Source organism: Microvirga arabica (genome assembly GCF_016811235.1).
Taxonomy (GTDB): domain Bacteria; phylum Pseudomonadota; class Alphaproteobacteria; order Rhizobiales; family Beijerinckiaceae; genus Microvirga; species Microvirga arabica.
Genome location: NZ_JAFBID010000024.1, coordinates 1 through 24394, shown reverse-complemented (window position 1 = coordinate 24394; position 24394 = coordinate 1). Strand labels below are relative to the sequence as shown.

Here is a 24394-nt window from a genome sequence, read left to right as displayed (position 1 = left end):
GGCATGCAGCGCATTCTGGTCATCGGCAGCCCGGGCGCCGGCAAGAGCACGCTGGCGAGGAGCCTCAGCGATCAGCTTGGCTTACCCCTCATCCATCTGGACCGGGAGCATTGGTCTGCGGGCTGGATCTCCCTGCCGAACGACGTATGGGCCGCCAGGGTTGCGGAACTGGCCGCGCGCCCAAGCTGGATCATAGACGGTAACTACGCCAACACGCTGCATATTCGGCTCGACCGTGCAACAACCGTCATCTGGCTCGACCTGCCGCGCTGGTTGTGTATGGCCCGCATCATCAAGCGGGTGCTCGCTTACCGGGGAAGAGTCCGTCCGGACATGGCGGAGGAATGCCCCGAGCGCCTGAACCTTGAATTTTTGCGATACACCTGGACCTTCTCCAAACATAGCAGGCCGAAGAACAAGGCGCTCCTGAAGAAGCTGCGAAGTGATCAGAAAGTCGTCCTGCGAACACCGCGTGAGGTCGCAGATTTTCTGAGCCGTGACTATCAATGTGTTCTGGCGGCCTCAGCATGACCCGTTGGAACGGCAGTGAGCGCATCTTGGTGATTGGTTCCCCAGGCGCGGGCAAGAGCACCCTGGCGAGCCGTCTTGCCGAGCGCCTCGGTTTGCCTTTGATCCACCTCGACCGGGAATATTTCGGGCCAGGCTGGACCACGCCGACGAAGCCGGAATGGCGCGAGCGCGTGAAGATACTCACTGCACGGCCGGCCTGGGTGATGGATGGAAACTACGCCAGCACCTTCGACATCCGCGTGCCCCGCGCTTCCGCTATTGTCTGGCTCGATCTGCCGCGCTGGCAATGCATGCTGAGCGTGCTCTGGCGAGTGGCCAGACATTATGGGAGAACGCGGCCCGACCTTGGTTCTACCGGACCGGAACGTTTCGATTGGTCTTTCATGCGTTGGATCTGGTCCTATCCGAACAAGATGCGACCGAAGACCGCCCACATGCTGGAGCGCCTGCGCCCGGACCAGCGCGTTTACATCCTGCGCTCCCGATCCGACATTCCGGCCCTGGAGGCCGAGCTTGCAACCTTCAGAGAGGCCGCCTGAGCATGCCGACCTTCCGCACCACCCGGACCGTGAAGCATACGCCCGCTCAGATGTTCGCCCTCGTGGCCGATGTGGAGCGCTACCCGGAGTTCCTGCCCCTGTGCGAGGATCTGCGGGTCATGCGTCGGGTCCAGAGCGGGGAGGGCATCGAGACACTCGTGGCCACCATGGCGGTGGGCTATAAGGCCATCAACGAGAGCTTCACCACCCGCGTGACCTTGGATGATCCCCGCCGGAAGATCACGGTCGAATACGTGGACGGACCGTTCAAGTATCTTGAGAACCGCTGGACCTTCCGCGATGCTCCCGGCGGCTGCGAGGTGGAGTTCTACATCAACTACGAGTTCAAGAGCTTCGCCCTCGGGCTGCTCATGGGCAGCGTCTTCGACAAGGCCTTCCGCAAGTTCACCGAGGCGTTCGAGGAGCGGGCGGACGAGATCTACGGCATGCCCTCCCGGGCCCGGGCCTGATCAGCGGAGCGCCTGCTCCAGAAGCGAAAGCGCATCCTCCACCGCCCGGCGGCGGACATTTTCCCGCCCGAGATCGCCGTAGCGGCGCTCCAGGTGGATCGTGGAGGCTCCTTTTCGCGCTAGGCCGAAATGGACGAGGCCGACAGGCTTCGTGGCCGTTCCTCCGGTCGGGCCTGCAACCCCGGTGATTCCCACCGCCACGTCGGCTCGCGAATAGGCGAGCGCACCCTCGGCCATGGCTCGGGCAACCGGCTCGCTCACCGCCCCTTGGGTGGCGATCAAGTTGGCGGGCACGCCGATCAACTCCGTCTTCGCCTCGTTCGAATAGGTGACGAAGCCACGCTCCACCACCGCCGACGAGCCTGATATCTCGGTCAGCAGGGCGGCCACTAGCCCGCCGGTACAGGATTCGGCCGTGGCGAGCTTCAGTCCCTTCCGGCGATATGCATCGAGAAGCCCGGCGGCGCGGTCTCTCAGGTCCGGAATCATGGATTCACCTCCGGCATGCGGATGGTTGCGGCCGCCTGGGCGGCGATGCCCTCGCGGCGGCCGGTGAAACCGAGCTTCTCGGTGGTGGTCGCCTTGAGCGAGACCTGATCGAGGCGAAGCCCGGCAATTTCGGCGATCCGCTGCCGCATGGCCTCGCGATAAGGCCCAAGCCGCGGCGTCTCGCAGAGGAGCGTGGTGTCGAGATGGTCGACGATGCCGCCGCGCTCCCGCACCAGGCCGACCGCATGAGCCAGGAACCGGTCCGAGGAGGCGCCGCGCCATTGCGGATCGCTCGGCGGAAAATGCGTGCCAATATCGCCGTCGGCCAGAGCCCCCAGGATGGCGTCGGTGAGGGCATGCAGGATCACGTCGCCGTCCGAATGAGCGATCACGCCCTGGTCATGGGGCACCTTGATTCCGCCGAGCCGGACATGGTCGCCGTCGCCGAAGGCGTGGACGTCGAAGCCGGTGCCGAGCCTGGTGATATGCGTCATGGATGAACCTCTCAATCGCCGCTCGGCTTCCACGAAGTCGGCCGGATGGGTGAGCTTGATGTTGCTGCTCTCGCCCTCGAACACATGGACCGGTAGCCCGGCCCATTCCGCAAGAGCGCCATCGTCCGTGAAGGCATGAAGCCTTGCGGCTGCCGCCTTACGGTGGGCATCGAGCAGCGAGGGGAATCGGTAGGCCTGCGGGGTCTGCACGGCTCTGAGGCTCGCTCTGTCAGGGGTCGAGACAACCTCCGAATGGCTGCCGATCACCTTGATGGTGTCGGTCACGAGGGTTCCGGGAACGGCCGCATCCCGGCGCCGGCCAGCCTCGATTGCTCTGTCGATGAGTTCCGGGCTTGCGAAGGGACGGGCCGCGTCATGGACGAGGACGATTTCGGGGGCCGAAGCGCCCAAAGCTTCCAAGCCGTTCCGCACGGAATCCTGCCGCGTATCGCCGCCATGAATGCATGGCAGAAGTGCCGATTGGAGGGGTGCAACGGCCGCGATGCTTGCTTCGTAGAGATCCCGGTCGTCGGGGTGGATCACCACAAGGATACGATCGACTCCGGGATGCGAGAGAAAGCCCGCAAGGGTCCGTGCCAGGACCGGTCGCCCCTGGAGGTCCCGGTACTGCTTCGGAATCCCGTCTCCTGCCCGCGATCCACGGCCGGCGGCAACGATGAGGGCGGCAACTGACATCGAGAAGGCTCTCCGCAACAGGCGTTCTCCTTAACGTGCCGTTGAAAGAAGGCAAAGACCGGCCTGAGAGAGCTTGCACCCCAGCACGATATGGCTATTAAATAGGCAAGATGAAACTTGATCAAAAAATAGGCTGCTCCGGCTTCGGTATCGGGCCCGTGCAGGTCGAACGCAATGCCGTGCTCGCCCCGCTGTCCGGCGTGACGGATGTCGCGTTCCGGCGCATTGCCAAGAGATTGGGGGCCGGCCTCGTAGTTTCCGAGATGGTCGCCTCCGACGAACTCGTGCAAGGATCCGAGGAAGCGCAGCTGCGCGCCGAGGGTGCGGGAATCGAGCCGCACGTCGTCCAGCTCGCCGGCTGCGAACCCCGCTGGATGGCGGAAGCCGCTCGCATGGCCGAAGGGGCAGGGGCCCGTATCATCGACATCAACATGGGATGTCCGGCCAAGCGCGTCATCGGCGGCTTTGCCGGATCGGCGCTCATGCGCGACCTGGACCATGCGGCTCGCCTGATCGACGCGACGGTGCAGGCGGCCAGCGTCCCTGTCACGGTGAAGATGCGGCTCGGCTGGGACCACCAGAGCATAAACGCGCAGGATCTTGCTCGAAGAGCCGAGGCGCTGGGCGTCAAGGCGGTGACGGTCCACGGCCGCACCCGCCAGCAGTTCTACAAGGGACAGGCCGACTGGAATGCCATCGCGTCTGTTGTGGAGGCGGTGGGCATTCCGGTGATAGCCAACGGCGATATCGGCTCCCTGGAGGAGGCGCGGCGCTGTCTGGCCGCCTCTGGAGCCGCTGCCGTGATGATCGGACGCACGGCCGTAGGACGCCCCTGGCTCGTCGGCCAGATCGGCGCGGCCCTGCAGGGGTGCACCATCCCCGACCCGTCGCCTGAGGAAATGACCGCCATCGCCGTCGAGCACTATGAGGGGCTGCTCTCCCTGTATGGGGAAAGGACCGGCATCCGCCATGCCCGCAAGCACCTGGCGGCCTACGCGGATATGGCGATGGCTTCTGGGTTCCAGGTGGCTCCAGGCATCCGCACGGGGCTTGTCACATCGGAGGAGCCGGGAACCGTGATTGCGTTGCTGCGCTCGCTTTACAGCCGCTTGGAGCGGGATGCTGCATGACGGCTCTTCCCATCAATGACCTGATCATGAACGCCCTGCCGATCCCGGTCCTCACGGTCGGGCCGGAGCATCGCATCGCGCACGCCAACGCGGCGGCCGAGTCGTTTTTCGAGATGAGCCTGCGCATGATGCAGCGCCAGAAGCTGAGCGACCTGCTGCCCTTCGGCTCGCCGGTGATGGCGCTGGTCGAGGACGTTCGCCAGCGAGGTTCCAGCGTCAGCGAGCACCGAGTCGATATCGGCAGTCCGCGCCTCGGGGCCGAGCGCATCGTCGATGTCTCGGCATGCCCCCTTGGCGACGACGGCGACAACGTGATCGTCATGCTCCAGGAGCGGACGATCGCGGACAAGATGAACCGTCAGCTCACCCATCGCGGTGCCGCCCGGTCCATTACGGCGTTGGGTGCGCTGCTGGCCCATGAGATCAAAAATCCGCTCTCCGGCATCCGCGGCGCCGCCCAGCTGCTCGAGCAATCGGCGAACGAGGACGACCGGCTGCTGACGCGGCTGATCTGCGACGAGACCGACCGCATCGTGAAGCTCGTCGAGCGAATGGAGGTGTTCGGTGAGGAGCGGCCCGTGGAACGGGGGCCCGTCAACATCCATGGCGTGCTCGACCACGTGAAGCGACTGGCGCAGTCGGGGTTCGCCCGACACATCCGCTTTTCTGAAAACTACGATCCGTCGCTCCCGCCCGTGCTCGGCAACCGGGACCAGCTGATCCAGGTCATCCTGAACCTCGTCAAGAACGCCGCCGAGGCCATCGGCATTGATGCGCCGGACGGTGAGATCATCCTGTCCACGGCCTTCCGCACTGGGGTCAGGCTTCAGGTGCCCGGCTCGCAGGAACGCGTGAGCCTGCCCATCGAGCTGAGCGTCATGGACAATGGCCCCGGCATCCCGCCCGAGCTGATGAGCGATCTCTTCGATCCTTTCGTGACCACAAAGGTTCAGGGCAGCGGTCTTGGGCTCGCGCTCGTCGCCAAGATCGTGGGCGATCATGGCGGGATCGTCGAATGCGAGCCGGCGCCCCGGCGGACCACCTTCCGGATTCTTCTCCCCATGCACCGCGCCGGCGACGGTCGCGGGGCCGATTTATAAGGCTGACCTATGCCGAGCGGACAGATTCTTCTTGCCGATGACGATGCGGCCATCCGGACCGTCCTGAATCAGGCCCTCTCGCGGGCGGGCTACGAGGTCCGTTCGTCGAGCAATGCCGCCACCCTCTGGCGCTGGGTGTCCCAAGGGGAGGGCGATCTCGTCATCACCGATGTGATGATGCCCGACGAGAACGCCTTCGATCTCCTGCCCCGCATCAAGAAGATCCGGCCGGATCTTCCGATCATCGTCATGAGCGCGCAGAACACGTTCATGACGGCCATCAAGGCCTCGGAGCGCGGCGCCTACGAGTATCTGCCCAAGCCCTTCGACCTGAAGGAGCTGGTGGCCGTCGTCGGCCGGGCGCTCTCCCGCCCGCGCAGCGTGCCGACCGGCGCCCATCCGGCGCCGGAAAACGAGGATATCCCGCTCGTCGGACGCTCGCAGGCGATGCAGGAAATCTACCGGGCGCTGGCCCGCCTCATGCCCACCGATCTCACCGTGATGATTACGGGCGAGTCCGGCACGGGCAAGGAGCTGGTCGCCAAGGCGCTCCACGATTACGGCAAGCGCCGGCAGGGTCCGTTCGTGGCCGTCAACATGGCGGCGATCCCGCGGGAGCTCATCGAATCCGAACTGTTCGGCCATGAGAAAGGGGCCTTCACAGGCGCGACCGCCCGCAGCACGGGCCGGTTCGAGCAGGCCGAAGGAGGAACGCTCTTCCTCGACGAGATCGGCGACATGCCCATGGAGGCGCAGACCCGCCTTCTGCGGGTTCTCCAGCAGGGCGAGTACACAACCGTCGGCGGGCGTGTGCCGATCAAGACCCATGTCCGTATCGTGGCCGCCACGAACAAGGATCTGCGCGTCCTGATCCAGCAGGGTCTTTTCCGCGAGGACCTGTATTTCCGGCTGAACGTGGTTCCGCTGCGGCTTCCCCCGCTTCGCGAACGCGTCGAGGACATTCCGGACCTTGTCCGCCATTTCTTCGTGCTGGTGGAGAAGGAGGGGCTCGGCCGCAAGCAGCTCGACGTGGAGGCCATGGACCGGCTGAAACGCTACCGCTGGCCGGGCAATGTCCGCGAACTGGAGAATCTGGTGCGGCGCTTGGCTGCACTCTACCCTCAGGACACCATTACCGGAGCTATCGTCGATGCGGAACTCGATTCTCAGCCGCTCCTGCCGCAGCAGCCTGCTGGAAAATCCAGCCAGCCTGCGTTGCAGGCCTCGGAAGGCCTGTCGGATGCGGTCGAGCGTCACCTGAACGAGTACTTCTCCGGGTTCAGGGATTCGCTTCCGCCGCCCGGGCTCTACCACCGGATCCTGCGCGAGATCGAAGGGCCTCTCATCGGGGCTGCCCTGGCGGCGACAAGGGGCAATCAGATCCGGGCGGCGGAGCTCCTCGGCGTCAATCGAAACACCCTGCGCAAGAAGGTTCGGGACCTGGATCTCATGGTCGTGCGCTCGAACCGAGCCTGACCGGCCTCGGCTGTAATAATTTGACCACAGTGTTGTGTTGGTGCATCACCCCACGACAGGGTGCCGTTTCCAGGGCACCCGATCTCGCGGGGCGTCAGTCTTGATCAACCAGGACACCATTGCACAGCGGCAGGCGGCCGAGCCGTCCCAGACCGGCCTCGGCTGGCTGGGCTACGGAGCCGTTCTGTCGGCACTGGCCTCGGCCCTTGCCACGTTCCTGATTCTGGCCGGTGCCACGCCCATCCTGCCGACCCACAACGTTGTTGTGTGGGTGTTCACGCTGAACGGCATTCTCATCGCGGTCCTTCTCGGCATCGTGGCGTGGCAAACGCGCAAGCTCGTGCGGGAGCGCAGGGCAGGGGCGGCGGCGGCAGGTCTCCACGTGCGGATTGTCGGGCTCTTCAGCCTGGTGGCTGTCCTGCCGGCCATTCTCGTCGCCGGCGTTGCGACCGTGACGCTGGAGCGCGGCCTTGATCCCTGGTTCACGGGCGCGCTCAAGGACCTCATGAACAACACGGTGTCCATCGCGCGCTCCTATCGGGAGATGCAGTGCCGGACGCTCGCGCGCGAGACCCAGCTGATGGCGGCGGACCTCAACCGTGCGAAGGTTCTCTTCGACGCGGACCGCAACCTGTTTCGGGAGTTCATGAACTCCCGTGCGGTCTTCCTCGGCTTCCCGCTGGCCATGATCGTCGATCCGGACGGCACGGTGGTCGAGCGGATCGAGGTGAAGAAGGTCGAGAACATTCCTCAGCCTTCGCAGGTGGATCTTCAGGAGGCGAGTTCCCAGGAGGCTCTCTGCCTCTTCACCCGGGCCAGCGGAAACATCTTCCGTTCCGCCCTGAGGCTCGACGCCCATGGCGGGCGGGTCTTGTACGTGGCGCGGGAAGTGGATCCGCGCGCCATCGAGTTCCCCCAGGTTGCTGAGACCGGGGTGGCTTTCTATGAGGCTCTCGACCAGAAGAAGGCGGGCATCCAGATCGCCTTCGCGTCCATGTTCACGCTCATCGCCCTGATTGTGCTGCTCTCGGCAGTCTGGTTCGGGTTGAATTTCGCGAACCGCCTTGTGGCACCGATCAGGCGCCTCATCCATGCGACGGACCAGGTGGCGACCGGCAATTTCTACGTCCAGGTTCCCGTCAAGCGGGGCGAGGGTGATCTCGGCCATCTGGGCGAGACCTTCAATAAGATGACGTCGGAGCTGCGGCGCCAGCATGACGGCCTCACTACGGCCAGCGAGCTCATGGATCGCCGGCGTCGGTTCACCGAAGCGGTTCTCGCCGGGGTCTCGGCCGGCGTGATCGGCGTGAATGCCCGGGGGGTGATCACCATCGTCAATCCTTCGACCGAAGCCCTTCTTGGAGCCTCAAGGGAGGAACTGCTCGGCAAGCCGATCACCATGATCCTGCCGGAGGTCACTGCCCTGATGGAAGAGATGAGCCATGGGCGCCAGCGGCTGATGCAGCAGCAGATCCATATTGCACGCAAGGGCAAGGAACGCACGATCAACGTCCGCGTCACCAGCGAGCAGACTCGCAGCGAAAAGCGGGATCTCGTGATTACCCTCGACGACATCACGGATCTCGTCCTGGCGCAGCGGACCTCCGCCTGGGCGGACGTGGCGCGCCGGATCGCGCACGAGATCAAGAACCCTCTGACACCGATCCAGCTTTCGGCCGAGCGCATTCGCCGGAAGTACGGCAAGGTGATCACCACCGACCGGGAGGTGTTCGATCAATGCACGGACACCATCGTGCGCCAGGTCGACGACATCAAGCGGATGGTGGACGAGTTCGCATCCTTCGCCCGCATGCCCAAGCCGACCATCGGCAATGAGGATCTGGCTGAGACGATCCGTCAGGTCGTCTTCATGATGAAGATTGCCCATCCCGAGATCGCGTTTGTCGATCAGGTGCCGCAAGGATCGCTCGTGGCGCCGTTCGACCGCCGGCTTGTGTCTCAGGCCGTGACCAACATCGTCAAGAATGCCACGGAAGCCATTGCGGCGGTACCGGACGAAGAAAGAGGGCAGGGGCAGATCTCCGTCCTTCTGGACGACACGCATCCGGATTATCTGATCCTGGCCGTGACCGACAACGGCAAGGGCTTCCCTGTCGAAGGGCGGCAGCGCCTTCTGGAGCCCTACATGACGACCCGCGAGGGTGGAACCGGCTTAGGGCTGCCGATCGTCGCAAAGATCTTGGAAGACCATGGGGGTGGCATGGAACTCGCCGACAATCCCGCCGGGCGGGGTGGGCAGGTCCGCATGTGGATCCCCAAGACGAAACAGATTTCATCGGAAGAGCCAGCGGCCGCTTCCAATCGAAACGATTCTCGCAGGGCAAGCCTATGAGCGCTGATATTCTCGTCGTCGACGACGAAGTCGACATTCGCGAACTCGTGGCCGGCATTCTTGAGGATGAGGGCCACCGTACACGCACGGCAGGAACGTCCGATGATGCCCTGGCGGCTATCGAGACGCGGCGTCCCCACCTCGTCTTCCTGGACATCTGGCTGCAGGGAAGCCGGCTCGATGGCCTCCAGGTGCTTGAGATCATCAAGAGCCAGCATCCCGACCTGCCCGTGGTGATGATCTCGGGCCACGGCAACATCGAGACCGCCGTCTCGGCCATCAAGGCCGGCGCTTATGATTTCATCGAGAAGCCTTTCAAGGCGGACCGGCTCGTGCTCGTCGCCGAGCGAGCCCTCGAGGCGTCGCGGTTGAAACGCGAGGTGCGCGACCTGCGCTCCCGTTCCGTTCAGGCGAGCCGCATCGCCGGCAAGTCCATCGTGGTCAACCAACTGCGTCAAGCCGTCGAACGGGCGGCGCCTACCAATGCCCGCATCCTGATCACTGGCGCGCCCGGTTCGGGCAAGGAACTGACGGCCAGGACCCTTCACGGCCTCTCCACCCGCGCCAACGGCCCCTTCGTGGTGCTCTCGGCCGCGACCATCACGCCGGATACCATGGAGGCCGAGCTCTTCGGCACGGAAGGCGGGGCGGGCGGGGGACGTCGCGTCGGTGCTCTCGAGGAGGCCCATGGCGGCACCCTTTACATCGACGAGATTGCCGACATGCCCCGGGAGACGCAGAACCGTATCTTGCGCGTTCTCGTGGATCAGAACTTCCAGCGCGTCGGTGGAACGACCCGGGTCCATGTGGATGTCCGCATCGTCTCGTCATCGAGCCGCGATCTACCTGCTGAAATCGCTGCCGGACGGTTCCGCGAGGACCTGTTTCACCGCCTTGGCGTCATTCCGATTCGGGTGCCGTCCCTGGCCGAGCGCCGGGAGGACGTGCCGGAACTCATCGAGTTCTTCATGGAGCAGATCTCGTCGACCACAGGCTTGCCGAAGCGGCGCATCGCCGAGGACGCCATGGCGGTGCTGCAGTCGCATGACTGGCCCGGGAACGTGCGCCAGTTGAGGAACAACGTCGAGCGCTTGATGATCCTCACCTCTGGTGAGCCTGATGCTGAGGTCACGGCCGACATGCTGCCGTCCGAGATTGGTGCGCTCGTTCCGAGCACGCCGGGCGGGGCAGGGGGCGAGAAGCTCATGAGCCTGCCGCTTCGCGACGCCCGCGAGATCTTCGAGCGGGAATACCTCCTGGCGCAGATCGCCCGTTTCAGCGGCAACATCTCCAGGACCGCGGAATTCATCGGCATGGAGCGCTCGGCCCTTCACCGGAAGCTGAAATCCTTAGGCATCGGCGGCTGACATCCGCCTTCGTTGGGCCTCACGAGCCTGACGCCTTCGCGGAGTCGGAACTAAAACCTATCCATCCACGGGAAAAATGCGCTCCGAGGGGGTAGAACCGTTGCGTCCCCCTTGCCGAACGGGGCTGTTCGCCCTGTAATAAGAACGCCGGTCACCGACCGCACGAAAGCGGACAATCATATTCAGGCGGCCCCATAGCCAAGACCGGCGGCGATGGGCTGGCGAGGCAACTTCAATGGCGGGCGATCGCGCGCAGAACCTTCAGGACACCTTCCTCAACTATGTCCGGAAGCAGAAAATACCCCTGACGATCTTTCTGGTGAATGGAGTGAAGCTCCAGGGGGTCGTCACCTGGTTCGACAATTTCTGCGTTCTGCTGCGCAGGGATGGTCACTCCCAGCTGGTTTACAAACACGCCATTTCCACCATTATGCCGGGACAGCCCGTTCAGTTGTTCGATCAGATCGACGAGGCTGGCGAGAAGGCTTGAGGTGACGGAACCACGGACGCCCGGGGAAGAACGTCTAGTACAGCTTGCCGAACCTGAGAAAGAGGTTGCGGCGGGGACAAGGACGCTCGTTGTCGGGCCATACCTGACGCGCAAGCGGCGCGTTTCCGCGGATGCTGAAGGCGAGGGGGGTAATCCGCGCCCTCCCGAGGCGCGTCTCGATGAGATCGCCGGTCTCGCTCTGGCCATCGATCTGACCATCGTTCGCTCGCTCATAGCGCCCCTTTCCTCCCCCCGCCCCGCCACCTTCATTGGGAGCGGCAAGGTCGAGGAACTGGCGGGGTTCATCCGGGCTGAGGAGATCGGGCTCGTCGTGATGGACTGCGCTCTGAGCCCCGTGCAGCAGCGCAATCTTGAAAAGGCCTGGGGCGCCAAGGTCATCGACCGGACAGGCCTGATTCTCGAAATCTTTGGGCGTCGCGCCCGCACCAAGGAGGGCACCCTCCAGGTCGAACTGGCGCACCTGTCCTATCAGAAGGGCCGGCTGGTCCGCTCCTGGACCCACCTGGAGCGTCAGCGCGGTGGCTTCGGCTTCCTCGGCGGCCCCGGCGAAACGCAGATCGAAGCCGACCGGCGCATGATCCAGGAACGGATGAACCGGATCGAGCGGGATCTCGAGGGCGTGGTCAAAACACGCTCCCTGCACCGGACGAGCCGCCGCCGGGTGCCATATCCGATCATCGCGCTCGTCGGCTATACCAACGCAGGCAAATCCACGCTCTTCAACCGCATGACTCAGGCCGACGTCTTGGCCGAGAACATGCTGTTTGCGACGCTCGATCCAACCTCGCGGGCTATCGAGTTGCCCCACGGCGAGAAGGCCATCCTGTCGGATACCGTCGGCTTCATCTCGGATCTGCCGACCATGCTGGTCGCTGCCTTCCGAGCCACTCTGGAGGATGTCGTCGAGGCGGATGTGCTGCTGCACGTCCGTGACGTCTCCCATGGGGAGACGGAGGCCCAGGCCGGCGACGTGGCCGTGGTGCTGCGCGAGCTCGGGATCGACCCTGACGATACCCGGCGCATCATCGAGGTCTGGAACAAGGCCGACCTTCTCTCGGCGGATGATAGGGAACGACTCGCCACCACCTCGCAGCGAACCGGTGAGGAGAGGCGGCCGATCCTGATCTCGGCTCTGACGGGGGACGGCATCCCCGAACTGCTCGCCACCATCGAGCAGCATCTGGCATTGGGGCGGGTGACCTATGAGGTGGACGTCGCGGCCGAGGACGGGCAGGGGCTCGCATGGCTCCACGAGAACACGGAGATCCTCGACCGCCAGACAAAGGAGAACGGGCACACGGTGCTTCAGGTGCGCCTCGTCGCCGGCAAGGAGCCCCGCTTTCTTAACCGGTTTCCTGAAGCCCGCGTCCTATGAGGACGCGCCGGGCTCGCGCTCGGCCATCTTCGCAGCGACCCAGTGCCGTTCCATCTCCTCGAGCGATGCCTCGTCGAGGCTCCGGTCCTGCTCCCCGAGCGCCTGTTCGACGGCCCTGAAGCGACGCTCGAACTTGGCGTTCGTCCGTCTCAGAGCCCGCTCCGGATCGATGCCGAAGTGACGGGCGAGATTGGTCACGGAAAAGAGCAGATCGCCGATTTCATCCTCGATCTTGTCTCTGTCTCCAGATGAAGAAGCTTCCTTAACCTCATCCAGTTCCTCGTGAATCTTGTCGATTACCTGAGCAGCATCAGGCCAGTCGAAGCCGACCTTGGCGGCTTTGGCTGTCAGCTTCTGGGCCCGTGTCAGGGCGGGCAGGGCCGTTGGGATGCCGCCAAGAAAGCCAGCCTCATGGGCCTCCGGCGACAAGCCCATCGTGGCGCGCTCTGCCTTCCGTGCCGCCTTCTCCCCAGCTTTGATCGAATCCCAGAGGCTTTTTACCTCCTCGGGCGACAGGTCCTTGGTGCTCCCGAAGACGTGCGGGTGCCGCCGGATAAGCTTTTTGGTGATCGCCTCGACCACATCGCCGAAGGCGAAGGCACCCTGCTCCTCGGCCATGCGGGCATGGAAAACCACCTGAAGCAGCAAGTCGCCGAGCTCGTCCCGCAGGTCCGCCAGATCGCCCCGCTCGATGGCATCCACGACCTCGTAGGCCTCTTCAAGCGTGTAAGGCGTGATCGAGGCGAAATCCTGCTCGAGGTCCCATGGACAGCCTGTTCCGGGCGTGCGCAGGGCTGCCATGATCTCCAGGAGGCGTGTGATGTCGGTCGAAGGCTTCATGGTTAATTTCCGCTCGCTATGTCTGTCTCATAGCCTGAGGACAAAACCCGCCGCTAGCAGGATTTGCACCATGCTAATGGCGTAGCGGTGTATGAACTTGGCCAAACTTCTTGAGATTTGTTGAGGAAGAGCACGATGAAAGCGCGGATCAAACTGGTTGATGGCATGATGTTCGTGGGCGAATCCGGCAGCGGACATGCGGTCGTGATGGATGGCGCACCTGAATATGGTGGGCGCAATCTGGGGATCCGGCCCATGGAAATGCTTCTGATCGGCCTGGGCGGCTGCACGGCTTTCGACGTGGTGCAGATCCTCAGAAAGGGCCGGGAGCACGTGTCCGATTGCGAGGTCGAAGTGACGGCCGAGCGTGCCGAGACCGATCCCAAGGTGTTCACTAAGATCCATCTTGAATATCGCGTCATGGGCAAGGGTCTGGCGCCGGCGAAGGTGGAGCGGGCGATCCAGCTGTCCAAGGAGAAATACTGCTCGGCCTCAATCATGCTGGGTGCCGTGGCCGAGATCACTCATAGCTGGACAGCCCTGGACGCAGCGGAAGAGCCGGCGGCTGCATCCTAGCTCCGAGACTGGATCGTCCTGAACCCAGTCTCTGTGCCAGTGACCATAACCGGGCTGACGCCACACGATGATCGGCATTGATCCGTCGATCATCGCCAACCGGGAATTCTCATCAGAAGACCGTAAACAGATCGCCTCAAGTTAGAGGGGAGAGGCTGATGGATCTACATGCGCAATTCGCATAAGATATATTATGGAACCTAAATGGAGAATTCACTCAGCCACCTTCTATCCGGGTTCAAGGTGTCGCGTTGACCGAGAGAAACCATTCTGCATACGGCGTGTCGCTGACTGGCTACAGATTATAATCCGGCGCACCATCGCTCCACCACACCGGACCACGTTCGCCGAGGGCTCGCTTCGCCGCGTCGACCCGAGCACGAACTCTGGTTAAAGCCTCCGGATCGTCCTTGACGCTGCGGACTGCCCGGCGCGCTGACATCAACTCGTGGACGAGGCGTTTGCGCTCTTCCGGCTCAAGATCCGGATTGCTTAGGCGCCACAACCGACCGCGAACCACGAAATAGCGACCATCCGGTGTGTGCGGGTACTGATCGATCCGTCGCCCTGTCATGGCGCTCCGATCTGAAGCCCATCATAGGCCGGCTCGATATGCGGCGGCAGTTCGCTCCGCAGCGTCTCGTAATCGAGATCCGTGTGCAGGTTCGTCAGGATCGCCCGTTTGGGTCTGACCTTTGCGATAAAGTCCAGGGCTTCTGACACAGAGAAATGCGTCGGGTGCGGCGTGTAGCGCAAAGCATCGAGGATCAGGACATCGAGGCCCTCCAGATACCGCAGGCTCTCTTCAGGCATCTCGCTTACGTCCGGAGCATAAGCGATATTGCCAAACCGGAAGCCTAAGGTGTCGATGTCCCCATGGACCATTCTGAACGGCATTGCCTCGACAGCGCCGCCCGGTCCGGGCACCGAGGTCAAGACCCCAGGCTTCAGATGGTTCATCTTCAGAATGGGCGGATAGCTGCTCCCGGCCGGGGTCTCGAAGCAGTAGCCGAAGCGCATCATCAGCAGCTCGCTTGTCATCCGGTCGGCATAGACCGGAATGCGCTGGCGCTGGACGATAGCGAGCGGGCGCAGGTCGTCGATCCCATGAATGTGGTCGGCGTGCTCATGGGTGTAGAGAACCGCATCCAGGCGGCGGACATCGGCCCCGAGCAGCTGATCGCGCACGTCGGGACCTGTATCGACCAGCACGGTCGTGACAGCTCTATCCGGGCCGATCCGCTCCACCAGCACGGAACAGCGCCGGCGTCGGTTCTTCGGGTTTGCCGGATCGCAGGCGCCCCAGCCGACGCCCACGCGCGGGACACCGGCCGAGGATCCGCAGCCGAGGATCGTCAGGCGCAGCGTCATGATGCGAGCGCCTGCCTGTATGCGGCGTCCGCAGCCGCCGCCTTGGCGAAGAGCCGGTAGAAGTTGGCTGTCGTCAGCTCGGCAATCGTCTCATCCGTCACGCCAGTCACCTCGGCGAGAACGCGCGCCGTATGGGCCACAAAGGCAGGCTCGTTCGTCTTGCCGCGGTGCGGCACGGGGGCCAAGTAGGGCGCGTCGGTCTCGACCAGCAGTTGGTCGTGGGGAACAGCGGCGGCGATCCGGCGGATCTCCTCCGAGTTCCGGAATGTCAGGATCCCAGAAAACGACACGTAAAGCCCCAGCTCGACGCCAACCTGGGCGAGCTTCTCGCCGGACGAGAAGCAATGCAGAACTGCATCGAAGCGCCCTCGCCTCATCTCCTCCGACAGGATCCGGATCATGTCCTCGTCGGCATTCCGGGCATGAACGACCAGCGGCAGCCCGGTTTCGCGAGCGGCTTCGATATGGGTGACAAAAACCCGCTGCTGAACGTCGCGCGGGCTCTTGTCGTAGTGGTAGTCGAGGCCTGCCTCGCCGATGGCGACGCAGCGCGGATGGTGCGACAGCTCGATCAGCCGCTCCGCCGGGACATCCGGCTCCACGGCCGCATTGTGAGGGTGGGTGCCGATTGTGCAGAAAACGCTCTCATGCGCCTCGGCCAGAGCCCGATAGGTCTCGAAGCGCGCCACATGGGTCGAGATCGTCACCATCCGGCCGACACCCGCCGCCGCTGCGGCAGCGAGGACCTCCGGCAGGCGGCTCTGGAAGTCCGGGAAATCCAGGTGGCAATGGCTGTCGACCAACATGGGTAAAGGCGCCCTCCTCTGCGGTTACGGCACCGGACCCAAAGGTGGAATCCCCTTTGTGGGTCCGCACGATGCGCTAGCGGCACGGCTGCATAGATCGGATCTGCGCCCTCGTCTACCGATGGCCGCCCTGAGCGGTCGCCCTGGGCTCGTCGTCCTCTTTCGCTTCCTTGCGCCGCATCTTGCGCAGGCGTTCCTGATGCCTGCGAACCGCGATGTCATCATGGTCCTGCGGCCGAACGACAGGGACCGTCAGGCACACGCTCTGGGCCGGCAGGACATCGCACCAATCCTGGATCAGCTGCTTGTAGCAGCGGCCCACGGGGCGGATGTTGCGGTCGAGATCGTAGAGGCCCACGGGCGTCACCCGGTTGTTCTCCTCCCGCAGGGCCGTATCCCAGTCCATCTGGTCGGTCAGAGAATACCAGGTGAAGCCGACGATCGGTACGCCGGTGTTGCGGACCCGAAGCACGTTGGCCCACTGTTTCCAGAGCCAATCCACGGCTTCCTGGCCGGTCGGCCCTTCCACGAGGTTGGTTTCGGTGTGCATGACCGGCAGGCGGTATCGCTCGTAGTATTGCCGGGTGATCTCGTCATAGCCGAAGACATCGCCGGCCGCCCTCGTCATGCCGTCCGCGCGCACCCGGTGCTCGTTGGTGACGTAGTAATCGTTCCCCATGATGCAGTGATGGCGCAGGGACGAGCGGCTCAGGAAGAAGTGATACTCGTCCCGGGTCATCCCGTTATCCATCAGGAACTCGTACATCTCCGAGTCGACTCGGCGGCCGTAGTTGAGATCGAGGGACAGGAACCGTCGGGCATTCATGATCTCGGCCGGCTTGATGGCAGCCGGGTTCTCCGCGTGGAAATACTCCGAGGACTCGCTCTGGATGAACAGGGCATCCGGTCGGACCTTCAGGATCCGCTCCATGGCTAGCACATTGGCCTTCACGATGTGCTTGAGCGCCGTCACGAAGGCCCGGTCGCTGCGCATCTGCTCGTTCCACCAGCCATAGGCGGCCGAGAACTGGGCACAGATGAACATCTCATTGATCGGGGTATAAAGCTGAACCCAGGGAAAGCGGTGTGCGAAGTCTTCGGCGTAAGCTGCGAAAAGATCTGGGAAATCCGGGTTCTGGAAATTTCCGATCCAATCCGGGACGCCGAAATGACAGAGGTCGACAATCGGGATGAGGTTACGGCGCTGGATCTCGCCGAAGGTCATGTCGGCAAAGGACCAGTCGTAGCGTCCGGGTCCCAGAAAGCTTGTGTGAAGCGGCGGTCCGTATCGCAGGACCTGAATGTCGAGGTCCTCAAGCAGGTCGAAATCGGTTCGCCAGTGCTTGTAGTGGCCGCACTTCTCCATCTGATCGATGCGGGTGCGGCCATTGTTGATCGTCGGGATGCTGTTCTCGATCCCGGTGGCGAACATGAAGGTGGTGTACATCGAACGCTTCCGCTTGGGGCCCCTCCGGGCCGATCAAAGCGGACGCGTCAGGACGCCTCCGCTTCGAGATAACGCGGGAAAATCGGGGCCGGTTGCGGAAGGGCCGTACCGGCCGCCAGGCGATGCTCCGGCCCGACCGATGCCAGCCCCCTGCCCTCCGGCGGAATCGCCAGCAGGTCAAGCAGCTTGGCAGCCGCCTCGGGTACGAAGGGCTGTGCCAGGATGCCGACCGCGCGCAGAACCTCGGCCGTGACGTACAGCACCGTGTTCATGCGCTCAGGGTTGGTCTTGCGCAGCACCCAGGGCTCCTGTGAGGCGAAATACCGGTTGGCCTCGGCCACCGCGGCCCAGATTTCGGCCAAAGTCGTATGGAGGGCGAAATCCTTCATGGCCGCCCTCGTCTTGACCGGCAGGGCATCGGCGAGCCAGAGCATGTCGTGGTCGGGTTGGGCGAACTCACCCGGCTGCGGCACCGCGGCATCGCAGTTCTTCGCGATCATGGACAGGGAGCGTTGCGCCAGGTTGCCGAGATCGTTCGCCAGATCTGCGTTGATGCGGTTGACGATGGCCTCGTGGGAGTAGTTGCCGTCCTGACCGAAGGGGACTTCGCGCATGAAGAAATAGCGGATCTGATCGACGCCATAGGTGTCGGCGAGATCGAAAGGATCGACCACGTTACCCACCGACTTCGACATCTTCTCGCCCTTGTTGAGCAGGAACCCATGTCCGAAGACCCGCTTGGGCAGCGGCAGCTCGGCCGACATCAGGAAGGCCGGCCAGTAGACCGTATGGAAGCGCACGATGTCCTTGCCGATAATGTGCACGTCGGCCGGCCAATAGTTCCAGCGCGGATCGCTCTCGTTCGGAAAGCCGCAGCCGGTCACGTAGTTGTTCAGCGCGTCGATCCACACATACATGACATGCTTCGGATCGCCCGGCACCGGCAGGCCCCAGTTAAAAGTGGTGCGGCTGATCGAGAGATCCTGTAGGCCCGAGCGGACGAAGCTGGTGATCTCGTTGCGGCGGGTTTCCGGGCTGATAAAGTCTGGATGGGCTTCGTAATGGGCCAGCAGCCGGTCCTGATAGGCGGAGAGGCGGAAGAAATAACTCTCCTCCTCGATCCATTCGACCGGCGTTCCGGTGGGGGCGCGCCAACTGCCGTCGGGCTGCTTGGTCAGCTCCGTCTCGTCGTAATAAGCTTCGTCCCGGACCGAGTACCAACCGGAATATTTGGAGAGATAGATGTCCCCCTTCTCCTGCATCCGGCGCCAGAGTTCCTGGGTCGATGGCACGTGATCCGCATCGGTGGTGCGGATGAAGCGATCGTAGGAGCAGTTCAGCCGGTCGGCCATGGCCCGGAACTTGGCCGCCATGTCATCGACGAAAGCCTTCGGCGTCGTGCCGTTCTTGTCGGCGGTCTGCTGAATCTTGAGACCGTGCTCGTCCGTGCCGGTCATGAAGAAGACATCGTAGCCGTCGATGCGCTTGAACCGCGCGATCGCGTCGGAGGCGACGACCTCATAGGCATGACCGATATGGGGAGCCCCATTCGGATACGAGATAGCCGTGGTGATGTAGAACTTCTGCTTGTCGGCCATGTCGAATCCCTGATCCTGAGCTTCTAGAACCCTTCGGCTCCTGCGGACGGCGGAGGCTTCAGGCCGCTCGCCGAACAGCGTCGGCAAGATCGTCGAACATCGTCAGGATGAAGGGTCGGCGGTCGAGGTTGAACACGTCGGCCTCGCGCGCCGTACGGTCGATCTTCTCACACACCTCTACCAAAGGCGCAAGGCGGGAGGCGCCGAGCCCTGCCCGGTCGCGCAGCCGCTCGGACACCCAGCGCTGGACGGTCTCCAGGGTCAACTCGTAGCTCTCGTCCGCATCGCGCCGGGCCAGAGCCTCCGCCAAGGCGAGAATCTGCTTCGTGTCGGTCCGCGGCAGGCTGTCGAGGAGCTTCGTGACCTGATCGATGAAGGCGACCTTCTCGGTATCGAGCAGCTCAAGGGTGCGGCGGACCGATCCCTCCCCATACCGGAGGGCCTGCTCGACCACATCCGGCGGGATCTCGGACCAGGGGGATCCAAGAGAGCCGATAGCTGCCCTGATCTCCTGGCCTTCCAGAGGGCGGAGCAGCAGGCGCCGGCACCGGGAGCGAATGGTCGGCAGCACGCGTTGCGGAGCGTGGCTCACGATCAGGAAGAGCGAACGCGGCGGCGGCTCCTCGATCACCTTGAGCAGCGCATTGGCGCTCGAGATGGTGAGGTCCTCGGCACTGTCGACGATGCAGACCCGGTAGCCTCCATTGGCCGCCGTGGAGCCGAACATGTTGAGCGCCCGGCGCACGGCATCCACGGGGATGGTCGTCGATGCTGCCTTTTTGTCCGTCGGCGGAGATCGCCTCAGGACGGCCAGATTAGGGTGGGACAGGGCTGCGACCTGACGGGCCCCATGGGATTCTGGCGGCACGTTGAGGCCGGCAAGGGACTTGTCACCCGATTTCTGCGGATCGAGGACGGCACGGGCGACGCGATAGGCAAGAGTGGCCTTGCCGATGCCCTGCGCTCCGCCAATTAGCCAGGCATGGTGCAGGCGACCGCTCCGGAGCCCCTCCAGAAAAGCCTCCTCGCCTTCCTGGTGGCCGAAGAAGGCGTACTGCTCCCGCGGATGCGGGGCTCCCTCGAACCCATCCGGCTCTACCACGTCCTGACCGTCACGCGACATCGAGCGGCCTCAAGGCATTATCCGAGAAACGATTCTCGGCAAGCTGAGGCAGCCTCTCGCGCAAGGAGGCCCAAATGGCCGCCTCGACCTCGTCGGGCTCCTGGTCAGCGTTGATGACCGCACACCGTTTCGGCTCATCGCGCGCGATGGCCAGAAATGCTTGGCGCAAGGAATGATGGAAGGAGGCCGCCTCCCCTTCGAAACGGTCCGCTCCCTCTCCTTTGCCGGCCTGGCGCTCCCGGGCTCTGGCAAGGCCGGTTTCTGCCGGGAGGTCGAGGATGAAGGTGAGGTCGGGCTTGACGCCCCGCAGAGTCACCCGCTCGAGCTGGTCGATAAGCGCCTTGTCGATGTTCCCGGCCGAACCCTGATAGGCCCTGGTCGAGTCGGCGAAACGGTCGCAGAGGACGTGAGTGCCCCGTTTGAGGGCAGGCACGATCGTCTTGTCCAGGTGGTCGATGCGGGCCGCGGCGAACAGAAGGGCCTCGGCGAAGGGCCCGAGATGCTTGGCATGCCCGCCCAAAATGAAAGCCCGAATCTCTTCCGCGTGGGGAGATCCGCCCGGTTCGCGCGTTACCAGGGCCGGCTGGGCCAGTTCGCCCAACCGCTGCTTGAGCCGCTCGATCTGGGTCGACTTGCCTGCGCCCTCCCCGCCCTCAAAGGTGATGAAGCAACCTGCCATCAAATGCTTTCGACGAGACTCGAGAATGCGCGGCGGACCCAGCCCGTGCTGAATTCCAGCAAGCCGTCGAAGGCCCGCTGGCTCAGCGTGCCCTGCTGGACGTCCTCATTGGCATAGAGCGGCATATCGAGAGCCTGCATGTCCCCACGGGTCACCTGAAGACGGGCCACCTCGGCCCCCTTCTGGATGGGAGCCTTCAGAGGACCGGTGTAGACGATGCGTGCGGTCACCCGCTCTCCGTCGCCACGAGGCACAAGTACACGAACAGGCTTCTTCGCCACAAGAGGAAGCGCGCGCATGTTCCCACCGAAAACCTGAGCCTCGCCAACAACCTGCCCTTCCGCGAAGAGCTGCTGGGACTCGAAGGCCCGGAAGCCCCAATCCAGGAGCTTTCTCGACTCCGTCGCCCGGTCCTTGGCTGTCTTCAGGCCGTTCACGACGACGATCAGGCGCTGGTTGTTCTGTACGGCGGACCCGATGAGCCCATAGCCGGCCTCGTCGATGTTCCCGGTCTTCAGTCCGTCCGCCCCGATATCGGCGAACAGCAGCGGGTTGCGGTTCTGCTGACGGATCTTGTTCCAGGTGAACTCGCGCTCCCCGAACATCTTGTAGAGCTCCGGGTAGGTCTCGATGACGTGCAGGGCAAGTTTGGCCAGATCGCGAACCGTGACCTTCTGCTCGGGGTGGCCGTAGCCGGTTGCGTTGCGGAAGGTGGACTTCGTCAGGCCAATCTGCTTGGCCCTCTCGTTCATCATGCGGGCGAAATTATCCTCGGTGCCGGCGATGCCTTCAGCAAGGGCAATGGCGGCATCGTTGCCCGATTGCACGATGAGGCCGCGCAGGAGATCCTCCAGGCGCACAGGGGTATTCACCTTGGCGAACATGGACGAGCCGCCGGAGCCGCCTCCACCCTTCCGCCAGGCATTCTCCGACACCACGAACTCGCTGTCGAAATTCAGCCGGCCGTTCTTGATCTCATTGAAAACCACCTCGGCGGTCATGACCTTCGCCATGCTGGCCGGTGCCGTCGCCTCGTCTGCGTTCTTCTCGAAGAGAACTGCGTGGCTTCCGGCATCCATCAGGATCGCCGTGGGAGCCGCCGTCTGGAATTCCTGGGCTCGTGCCTCAATCCCATGAGGTGCGAGGAACAGGCCACTGACTAAAAAAGCAAAGGCCGCAAGGATTCTGGCGGCTTGAGGCTGACGCATAGCTAACGATCTCCAGGCTCTTCCCCTAGGAGATCCTGAATTTGTGGCGCGTCAACAACAAATCAACATTCAGCTACGCTGGACTGTGTGCGGAGGCACGCGAGTGGGGAAAGGCGTGGCTCCAGCTTACCGGAGCACGAACCTCTGGGCACTCGGGGCCGCCGACGAGCCATTCCTCTGAAAGCCGGACGCTGTGCTGGCCGGCGCCTCGTACAGGCTGGCGACCACCGGGCGGGCAGCCGGAACTTGCCCAGGAACTGCCGAGCTGACCCTGGCGACCGGGCTCGCCGCGCCCGGAATCGTCCCAAGGTCGAAGGGACGCTCAGGCGGCAATGGGACGTTGCCGGCGGCCGCGCTGGCCACCGTAGAGGGCTGGGAGGCGCGAGCGGGAGCCTGATAGGCCTCGCTGTCAGGCTCATAGCTGCGCAAAGCAATGGCTTGGCGCGGCGCGTTCGGCTGAGGAGCGGCCTGGGCAATCATGGTCGCCGGCGTGTTAGTGAGGCTGGCGGGCTGACCATCCGTCCTGAGGCTCGCCATCAGGATTCGATCGTCACTTCCATTGGTGGAGGCACTGCCCACATACTCCACCCTCACCCGGGCGGTCCCCTGCTGCTTGAAGCCGAGAGCCATGGCGGCGCGTTCGGAAACGTCGATTACCCGGTTGCCGTGGAACGGCCCGCGGTCATTGACGCGAACGATCATGGAGTGGCCGTTCTGAAGATTCGTGACACGGGCATAGCTCGGCAGCGGCATCGTCGTGTGGGCGGCTGCGATCGAGGCGCGGTCAAACACCTCGCCGTTCGCCGTCATGCGTCCGTGAAAATTCGCCCCGTACCATGAGGCCAGCCCTTCGGCCGGTCGCTGGCTGGAATTGGGAACATAGGTCCGGCCGGCAACCGTGTAGGGCTTGCCCACCATCTCGCGCCCGCCCCCCTTGGGAACAGGCTGGCCGTCGGCAACGACCTTCGGGCTCGGCGCAACGCCATATTTGGGATCAATCCCGCCCCTGACATTCGAGGAGCAATTGGCGGCCATCAGGGCGATGGCCGTGACGCCTGCAACGCGGAGCAGAGTCGGTTGAGTGAAGGACGGGATCGTTCCCCTCAACCCGGTGTTCGCTTCAGCGCGGTTGAAACGCATGTCGTCTCGCATCCTGTTGTCAGCACGAAGCTTGGCTCAGTCCACGTTTGCCCCGGACATCAAGCCAAAGTGCTTTTCAGCCCTTAAAGGAAAGTTAAACAGCCGCGCTTGTCAATGGCAAAGCTAATGAACTTGATACTAAGTATCAGAAGAACATGAAAGCACAATCATTTCATTCGGTTGCGGTCCACAGGAAGCTGGCGTGCGCGAAGGTCAACGTCTGAAAGGTCTCCCCTGAACGAGAGACATGGTCGGCCTTGCATTTAGGTAAAAGTCAGCAATATCAGTCTTTTGGCTTGAAGCTGCTCTTCCAGGAGCGAGCTTGTGGTTATGATGCCAATCGACCGCACCACTCGCGGTGTCTGCCCCCCGCACGACTTAACGTGGTTAATGAATCAGGTGCCCTGACAGCGACTTTCCTGAGTCGAGCATCACTGCAAATGAAGCGATCCGAGTTGACGACATCGGGTTCGCAGCCTTAGAGATGGGCCCGGTTCCGAGCCTGCCTCGGGCGATCAGGAGAGGTGGCCGAGTGGTTTAAGGCAGCGGTCTTGAAAACCGCCGTACGGGCAACCGTACCGTGGGTTCGAATCCCACCCTCTCCGCCATCATTTCCCAGTAAGATACTGGAAATGCCACGAAAGATGATGGAAGACACAACTCTTCCCCGCCTTCTTCCCCATCTTTGCTACGGGCTTGGCTATTGATCCACTGCGCCTCACTCACAGCGTGATGCGAGTTCCGGTGCTACTTCAAGCGTCGCTGGTGTCTTCCGGGTTTCTCACCAATTAAACTTTTTCTTTGTGTGGGCCTGGAACTCAGAGCTTGGCCAGAGGTTCTCATGACCCAAAGAAAAGGGGGATGCTCATGAGCCCACAGAACACCACCTATCGAGGGACCGCTCGACATCGTGCCGAGGACGACCTCTTCCACTATGACCGGTCGAGGGCTCCCAAACCCACCGATTGCGATACGGGCCTGTCCAGCCCCAAAGCCTCAGAGTCCGTCCCGTAATCATGAGTGTCGTCCCAAGCGGCGGACGAGGAGCATGACGGAAGCGGCGTAGAGGAACGCG

General features: G+C 63.3%; 23 protein-coding genes and 1 tRNA gene. 12 read left to right on the top strand and 12 right to left on the bottom strand.

Annotated features, from left to right (window positions below; translation table 11 throughout):
• The first annotated feature begins 3 nt into the window (after positions 1–3).
• From JQC81_RS14085 to JQC81_RS14075, 3 genes are read left to right on the top strand one after another with little or no spacing between them, the layout of a single operon-like run.
• Positions 4–531, top strand: a complete 528-nt coding sequence (locus JQC81_RS14085; RefSeq protein WP_203272438.1) for an AAA family ATPase — start codon at positions 4–6, stop codon at positions 529–531.
• Positions 528–1070, top strand: coding sequence for a P-loop NTPase family protein (locus JQC81_RS14080; protein ID WP_203272437.1), 543 nt, complete (start codon positions 528–530; stop codon positions 1068–1070). Before JQC81_RS14085 ends, JQC81_RS14080 begins: the two co-directional genes overlap by 4 nt.
• Positions 1071–1072: 2 nt before the next feature.
• The gene (locus tag JQC81_RS14075; RefSeq protein WP_203272436.1) at positions 1073–1540 is read left to right on the top strand and encodes a type II toxin-antitoxin system RatA family toxin; all 468 of its coding nucleotides are present in this window, start codon (positions 1073–1075) and stop codon (positions 1538–1540) included.
• On the opposite strand, the gene JQC81_RS14070 is transcribed toward JQC81_RS14075, so the two are convergent.
• On the bottom strand, positions 1541–2029 hold the full coding sequence (locus tag JQC81_RS14070; RefSeq protein WP_203272435.1) for a CinA family protein: 489 nt from the start codon (positions 2027–2029) through the stop codon (positions 1541–1543).
• Positions 2026–3219, bottom strand: coding sequence for a bifunctional 2-C-methyl-D-erythritol 4-phosphate cytidylyltransferase/2-C-methyl-D-erythritol 2,4-cyclodiphosphate synthase (locus JQC81_RS14065; protein WP_203272434.1), 1194 nt, complete (start codon positions 3217–3219; stop codon positions 2026–2028). Before JQC81_RS14065 ends, JQC81_RS14070 begins: the two co-directional genes overlap by 4 nt.
• Positions 3220–3329: 110 nt before the next feature.
• On the opposite strand from JQC81_RS14065, the gene dusB reads away from it, so the two are divergent.
• The 7 genes from dusB to hflX all read left to right on the top strand — a co-directional run bounded on the left by dusB (position 3330) and on the right by hflX (position 12531).
• Positions 3330–4349, top strand: coding sequence for a tRNA dihydrouridine synthase DusB (gene dusB, locus JQC81_RS14060; protein ID WP_203272433.1), 1020 nt, complete (start codon positions 3330–3332; stop codon positions 4347–4349).
• Entirely contained in the window at positions 4346–5449 is a 1104-nt protein-coding gene (locus JQC81_RS14055; protein WP_203272432.1) for a two-component system sensor histidine kinase NtrB, read from the top strand. Before dusB ends, JQC81_RS14055 begins: the two co-directional genes overlap by 4 nt.
• Positions 5450–5458: 9 nt before the next feature.
• A complete protein-coding gene (ntrC, locus tag JQC81_RS14050) occupies positions 5459–6925 on the top strand; it encodes a nitrogen regulation protein NR(I) (RefSeq protein ID WP_203272431.1) in 1467 nt (488 codons plus the stop codon).
• A 100-nt stretch (positions 6926–7025) separates the two neighbouring features.
• Positions 7026–9278, top strand: a complete 2253-nt coding sequence (locus JQC81_RS14045) for a sensor histidine kinase NtrY-like (RefSeq protein WP_203272430.1) — start codon at positions 7026–7028, stop codon at positions 9276–9278.
• Positions 9275–10645 carry a nitrogen assimilation response regulator NtrX gene (gene ntrX, locus JQC81_RS14040; RefSeq protein ID WP_203272429.1) on the top strand — a complete coding sequence of 457 codons (1371 nt, stop codon included), beginning with the start codon at positions 9275–9277 and terminating at the stop codon, positions 10643–10645. The genes JQC81_RS14045 and ntrX overlap by 4 nt, the downstream gene beginning before the upstream one ends.
• A 235-nt stretch (positions 10646–10880) precedes the next feature.
• A complete protein-coding gene (hfq, locus tag JQC81_RS14035) occupies positions 10881–11135 on the top strand; it encodes an RNA chaperone Hfq (RefSeq protein WP_009491222.1) in 255 nt (84 codons plus the stop codon).
• A 1-nt stretch (position 11136) separates the two neighbouring features.
• Entirely contained in the window at positions 11137–12531 is a 1395-nt protein-coding gene (hflX, locus tag JQC81_RS14030; RefSeq protein WP_203272428.1) for a GTPase HflX, read from the top strand.
• On the opposite strand, the gene mazG is transcribed toward hflX, so the two are convergent.
• A complete protein-coding gene (gene mazG, locus JQC81_RS14025) occupies positions 12526–13371 on the bottom strand; it encodes a nucleoside triphosphate pyrophosphohydrolase (RefSeq protein WP_203272427.1) in 846 nt (281 codons plus the stop codon). The genes hflX and mazG overlap by 6 nt on opposite strands.
• A 135-nt stretch (positions 13372–13506) precedes the next feature.
• Between mazG and JQC81_RS14020 the strand changes: the two genes are divergently transcribed.
• Positions 13507–13947, top strand: coding sequence for an OsmC family protein (locus JQC81_RS14020; protein ID WP_203272426.1), 441 nt, complete (start codon positions 13507–13509; stop codon positions 13945–13947).
• A gap of 295 nt (positions 13948–14242) precedes the next feature.
• On the opposite strand, the gene JQC81_RS14015 is transcribed toward JQC81_RS14020, so the two are convergent.
• From JQC81_RS14015 to JQC81_RS13975, 9 genes are all read right to left on the bottom strand, one after another.
• The gene (locus tag JQC81_RS14015) at positions 14243–14521 is read right to left on the bottom strand and encodes a hypothetical protein (protein ID WP_203272425.1); all 279 of its coding nucleotides are present in this window, start codon (positions 14519–14521) and stop codon (positions 14243–14245) included.
• The gene (locus JQC81_RS14010) at positions 14518–15318 is read right to left on the bottom strand and encodes an MBL fold metallo-hydrolase (RefSeq protein ID WP_203272424.1); all 801 of its coding nucleotides are present in this window, start codon (positions 15316–15318) and stop codon (positions 14518–14520) included. Before JQC81_RS14010 ends, JQC81_RS14015 begins: the two co-directional genes overlap by 4 nt.
• The gene (locus JQC81_RS14005; RefSeq protein WP_203272423.1) at positions 15315–16124 is read right to left on the bottom strand and encodes a TatD family hydrolase; all 810 of its coding nucleotides are present in this window, start codon (positions 16122–16124) and stop codon (positions 15315–15317) included. Before JQC81_RS14005 ends, JQC81_RS14010 begins: the two co-directional genes overlap by 4 nt.
• 115 nt (positions 16125–16239) lie before the next feature.
• Entirely contained in the window at positions 16240–17571 is a 1332-nt protein-coding gene (locus JQC81_RS14000) for a family 1 glycosylhydrolase (protein ID WP_203272422.1), read from the bottom strand.
• Between the two features lie 47 nt (positions 17572–17618).
• Positions 17619–19169: a methionine--tRNA ligase gene (gene metG, locus JQC81_RS13995; RefSeq protein ID WP_203272421.1), complete on the bottom strand. Its 1551-nt coding sequence runs from the start codon at positions 19167–19169 to the stop codon at positions 17619–17621.
• Positions 19170–19227: 58 nt separating this feature from the next.
• A complete protein-coding gene (locus JQC81_RS13990) occupies positions 19228–20292 on the bottom strand; it encodes a DNA polymerase III subunit delta' (RefSeq protein ID WP_203272420.1) in 1065 nt (354 codons plus the stop codon).
• Entirely contained in the window at positions 20282–20971 is a 690-nt protein-coding gene (tmk, locus tag JQC81_RS13985; RefSeq protein ID WP_203272419.1) for a dTMP kinase, read from the bottom strand. Before tmk ends, JQC81_RS13990 begins: the two co-directional genes overlap by 11 nt.
• On the bottom strand, positions 20971–22179 hold the full coding sequence (locus tag JQC81_RS13980) for a D-alanyl-D-alanine carboxypeptidase family protein (protein ID WP_203272418.1): 1209 nt from the start codon (positions 22177–22179) through the stop codon (positions 20971–20973). The genes tmk and JQC81_RS13980 overlap by 1 nt, the downstream gene beginning before the upstream one ends.
• A gap of 126 nt (positions 22180–22305) precedes the next feature.
• Positions 22306–23319 (bottom strand): septal ring lytic transglycosylase RlpA family protein, encoded by a 1014-nt coding sequence (locus JQC81_RS13975; protein ID WP_203272417.1) that lies wholly within the window; start codon positions 23317–23319, stop codon positions 22306–22308.
• Between the two features lie 518 nt (positions 23320–23837).
• On the opposite strand from JQC81_RS13975, the gene JQC81_RS13970 reads away from it, so the two are divergent.
• Positions 23838–23927, top strand: a tRNA-Ser gene (locus JQC81_RS13970).
• Positions 23928–24394: the final 467 nt, after the last annotated feature.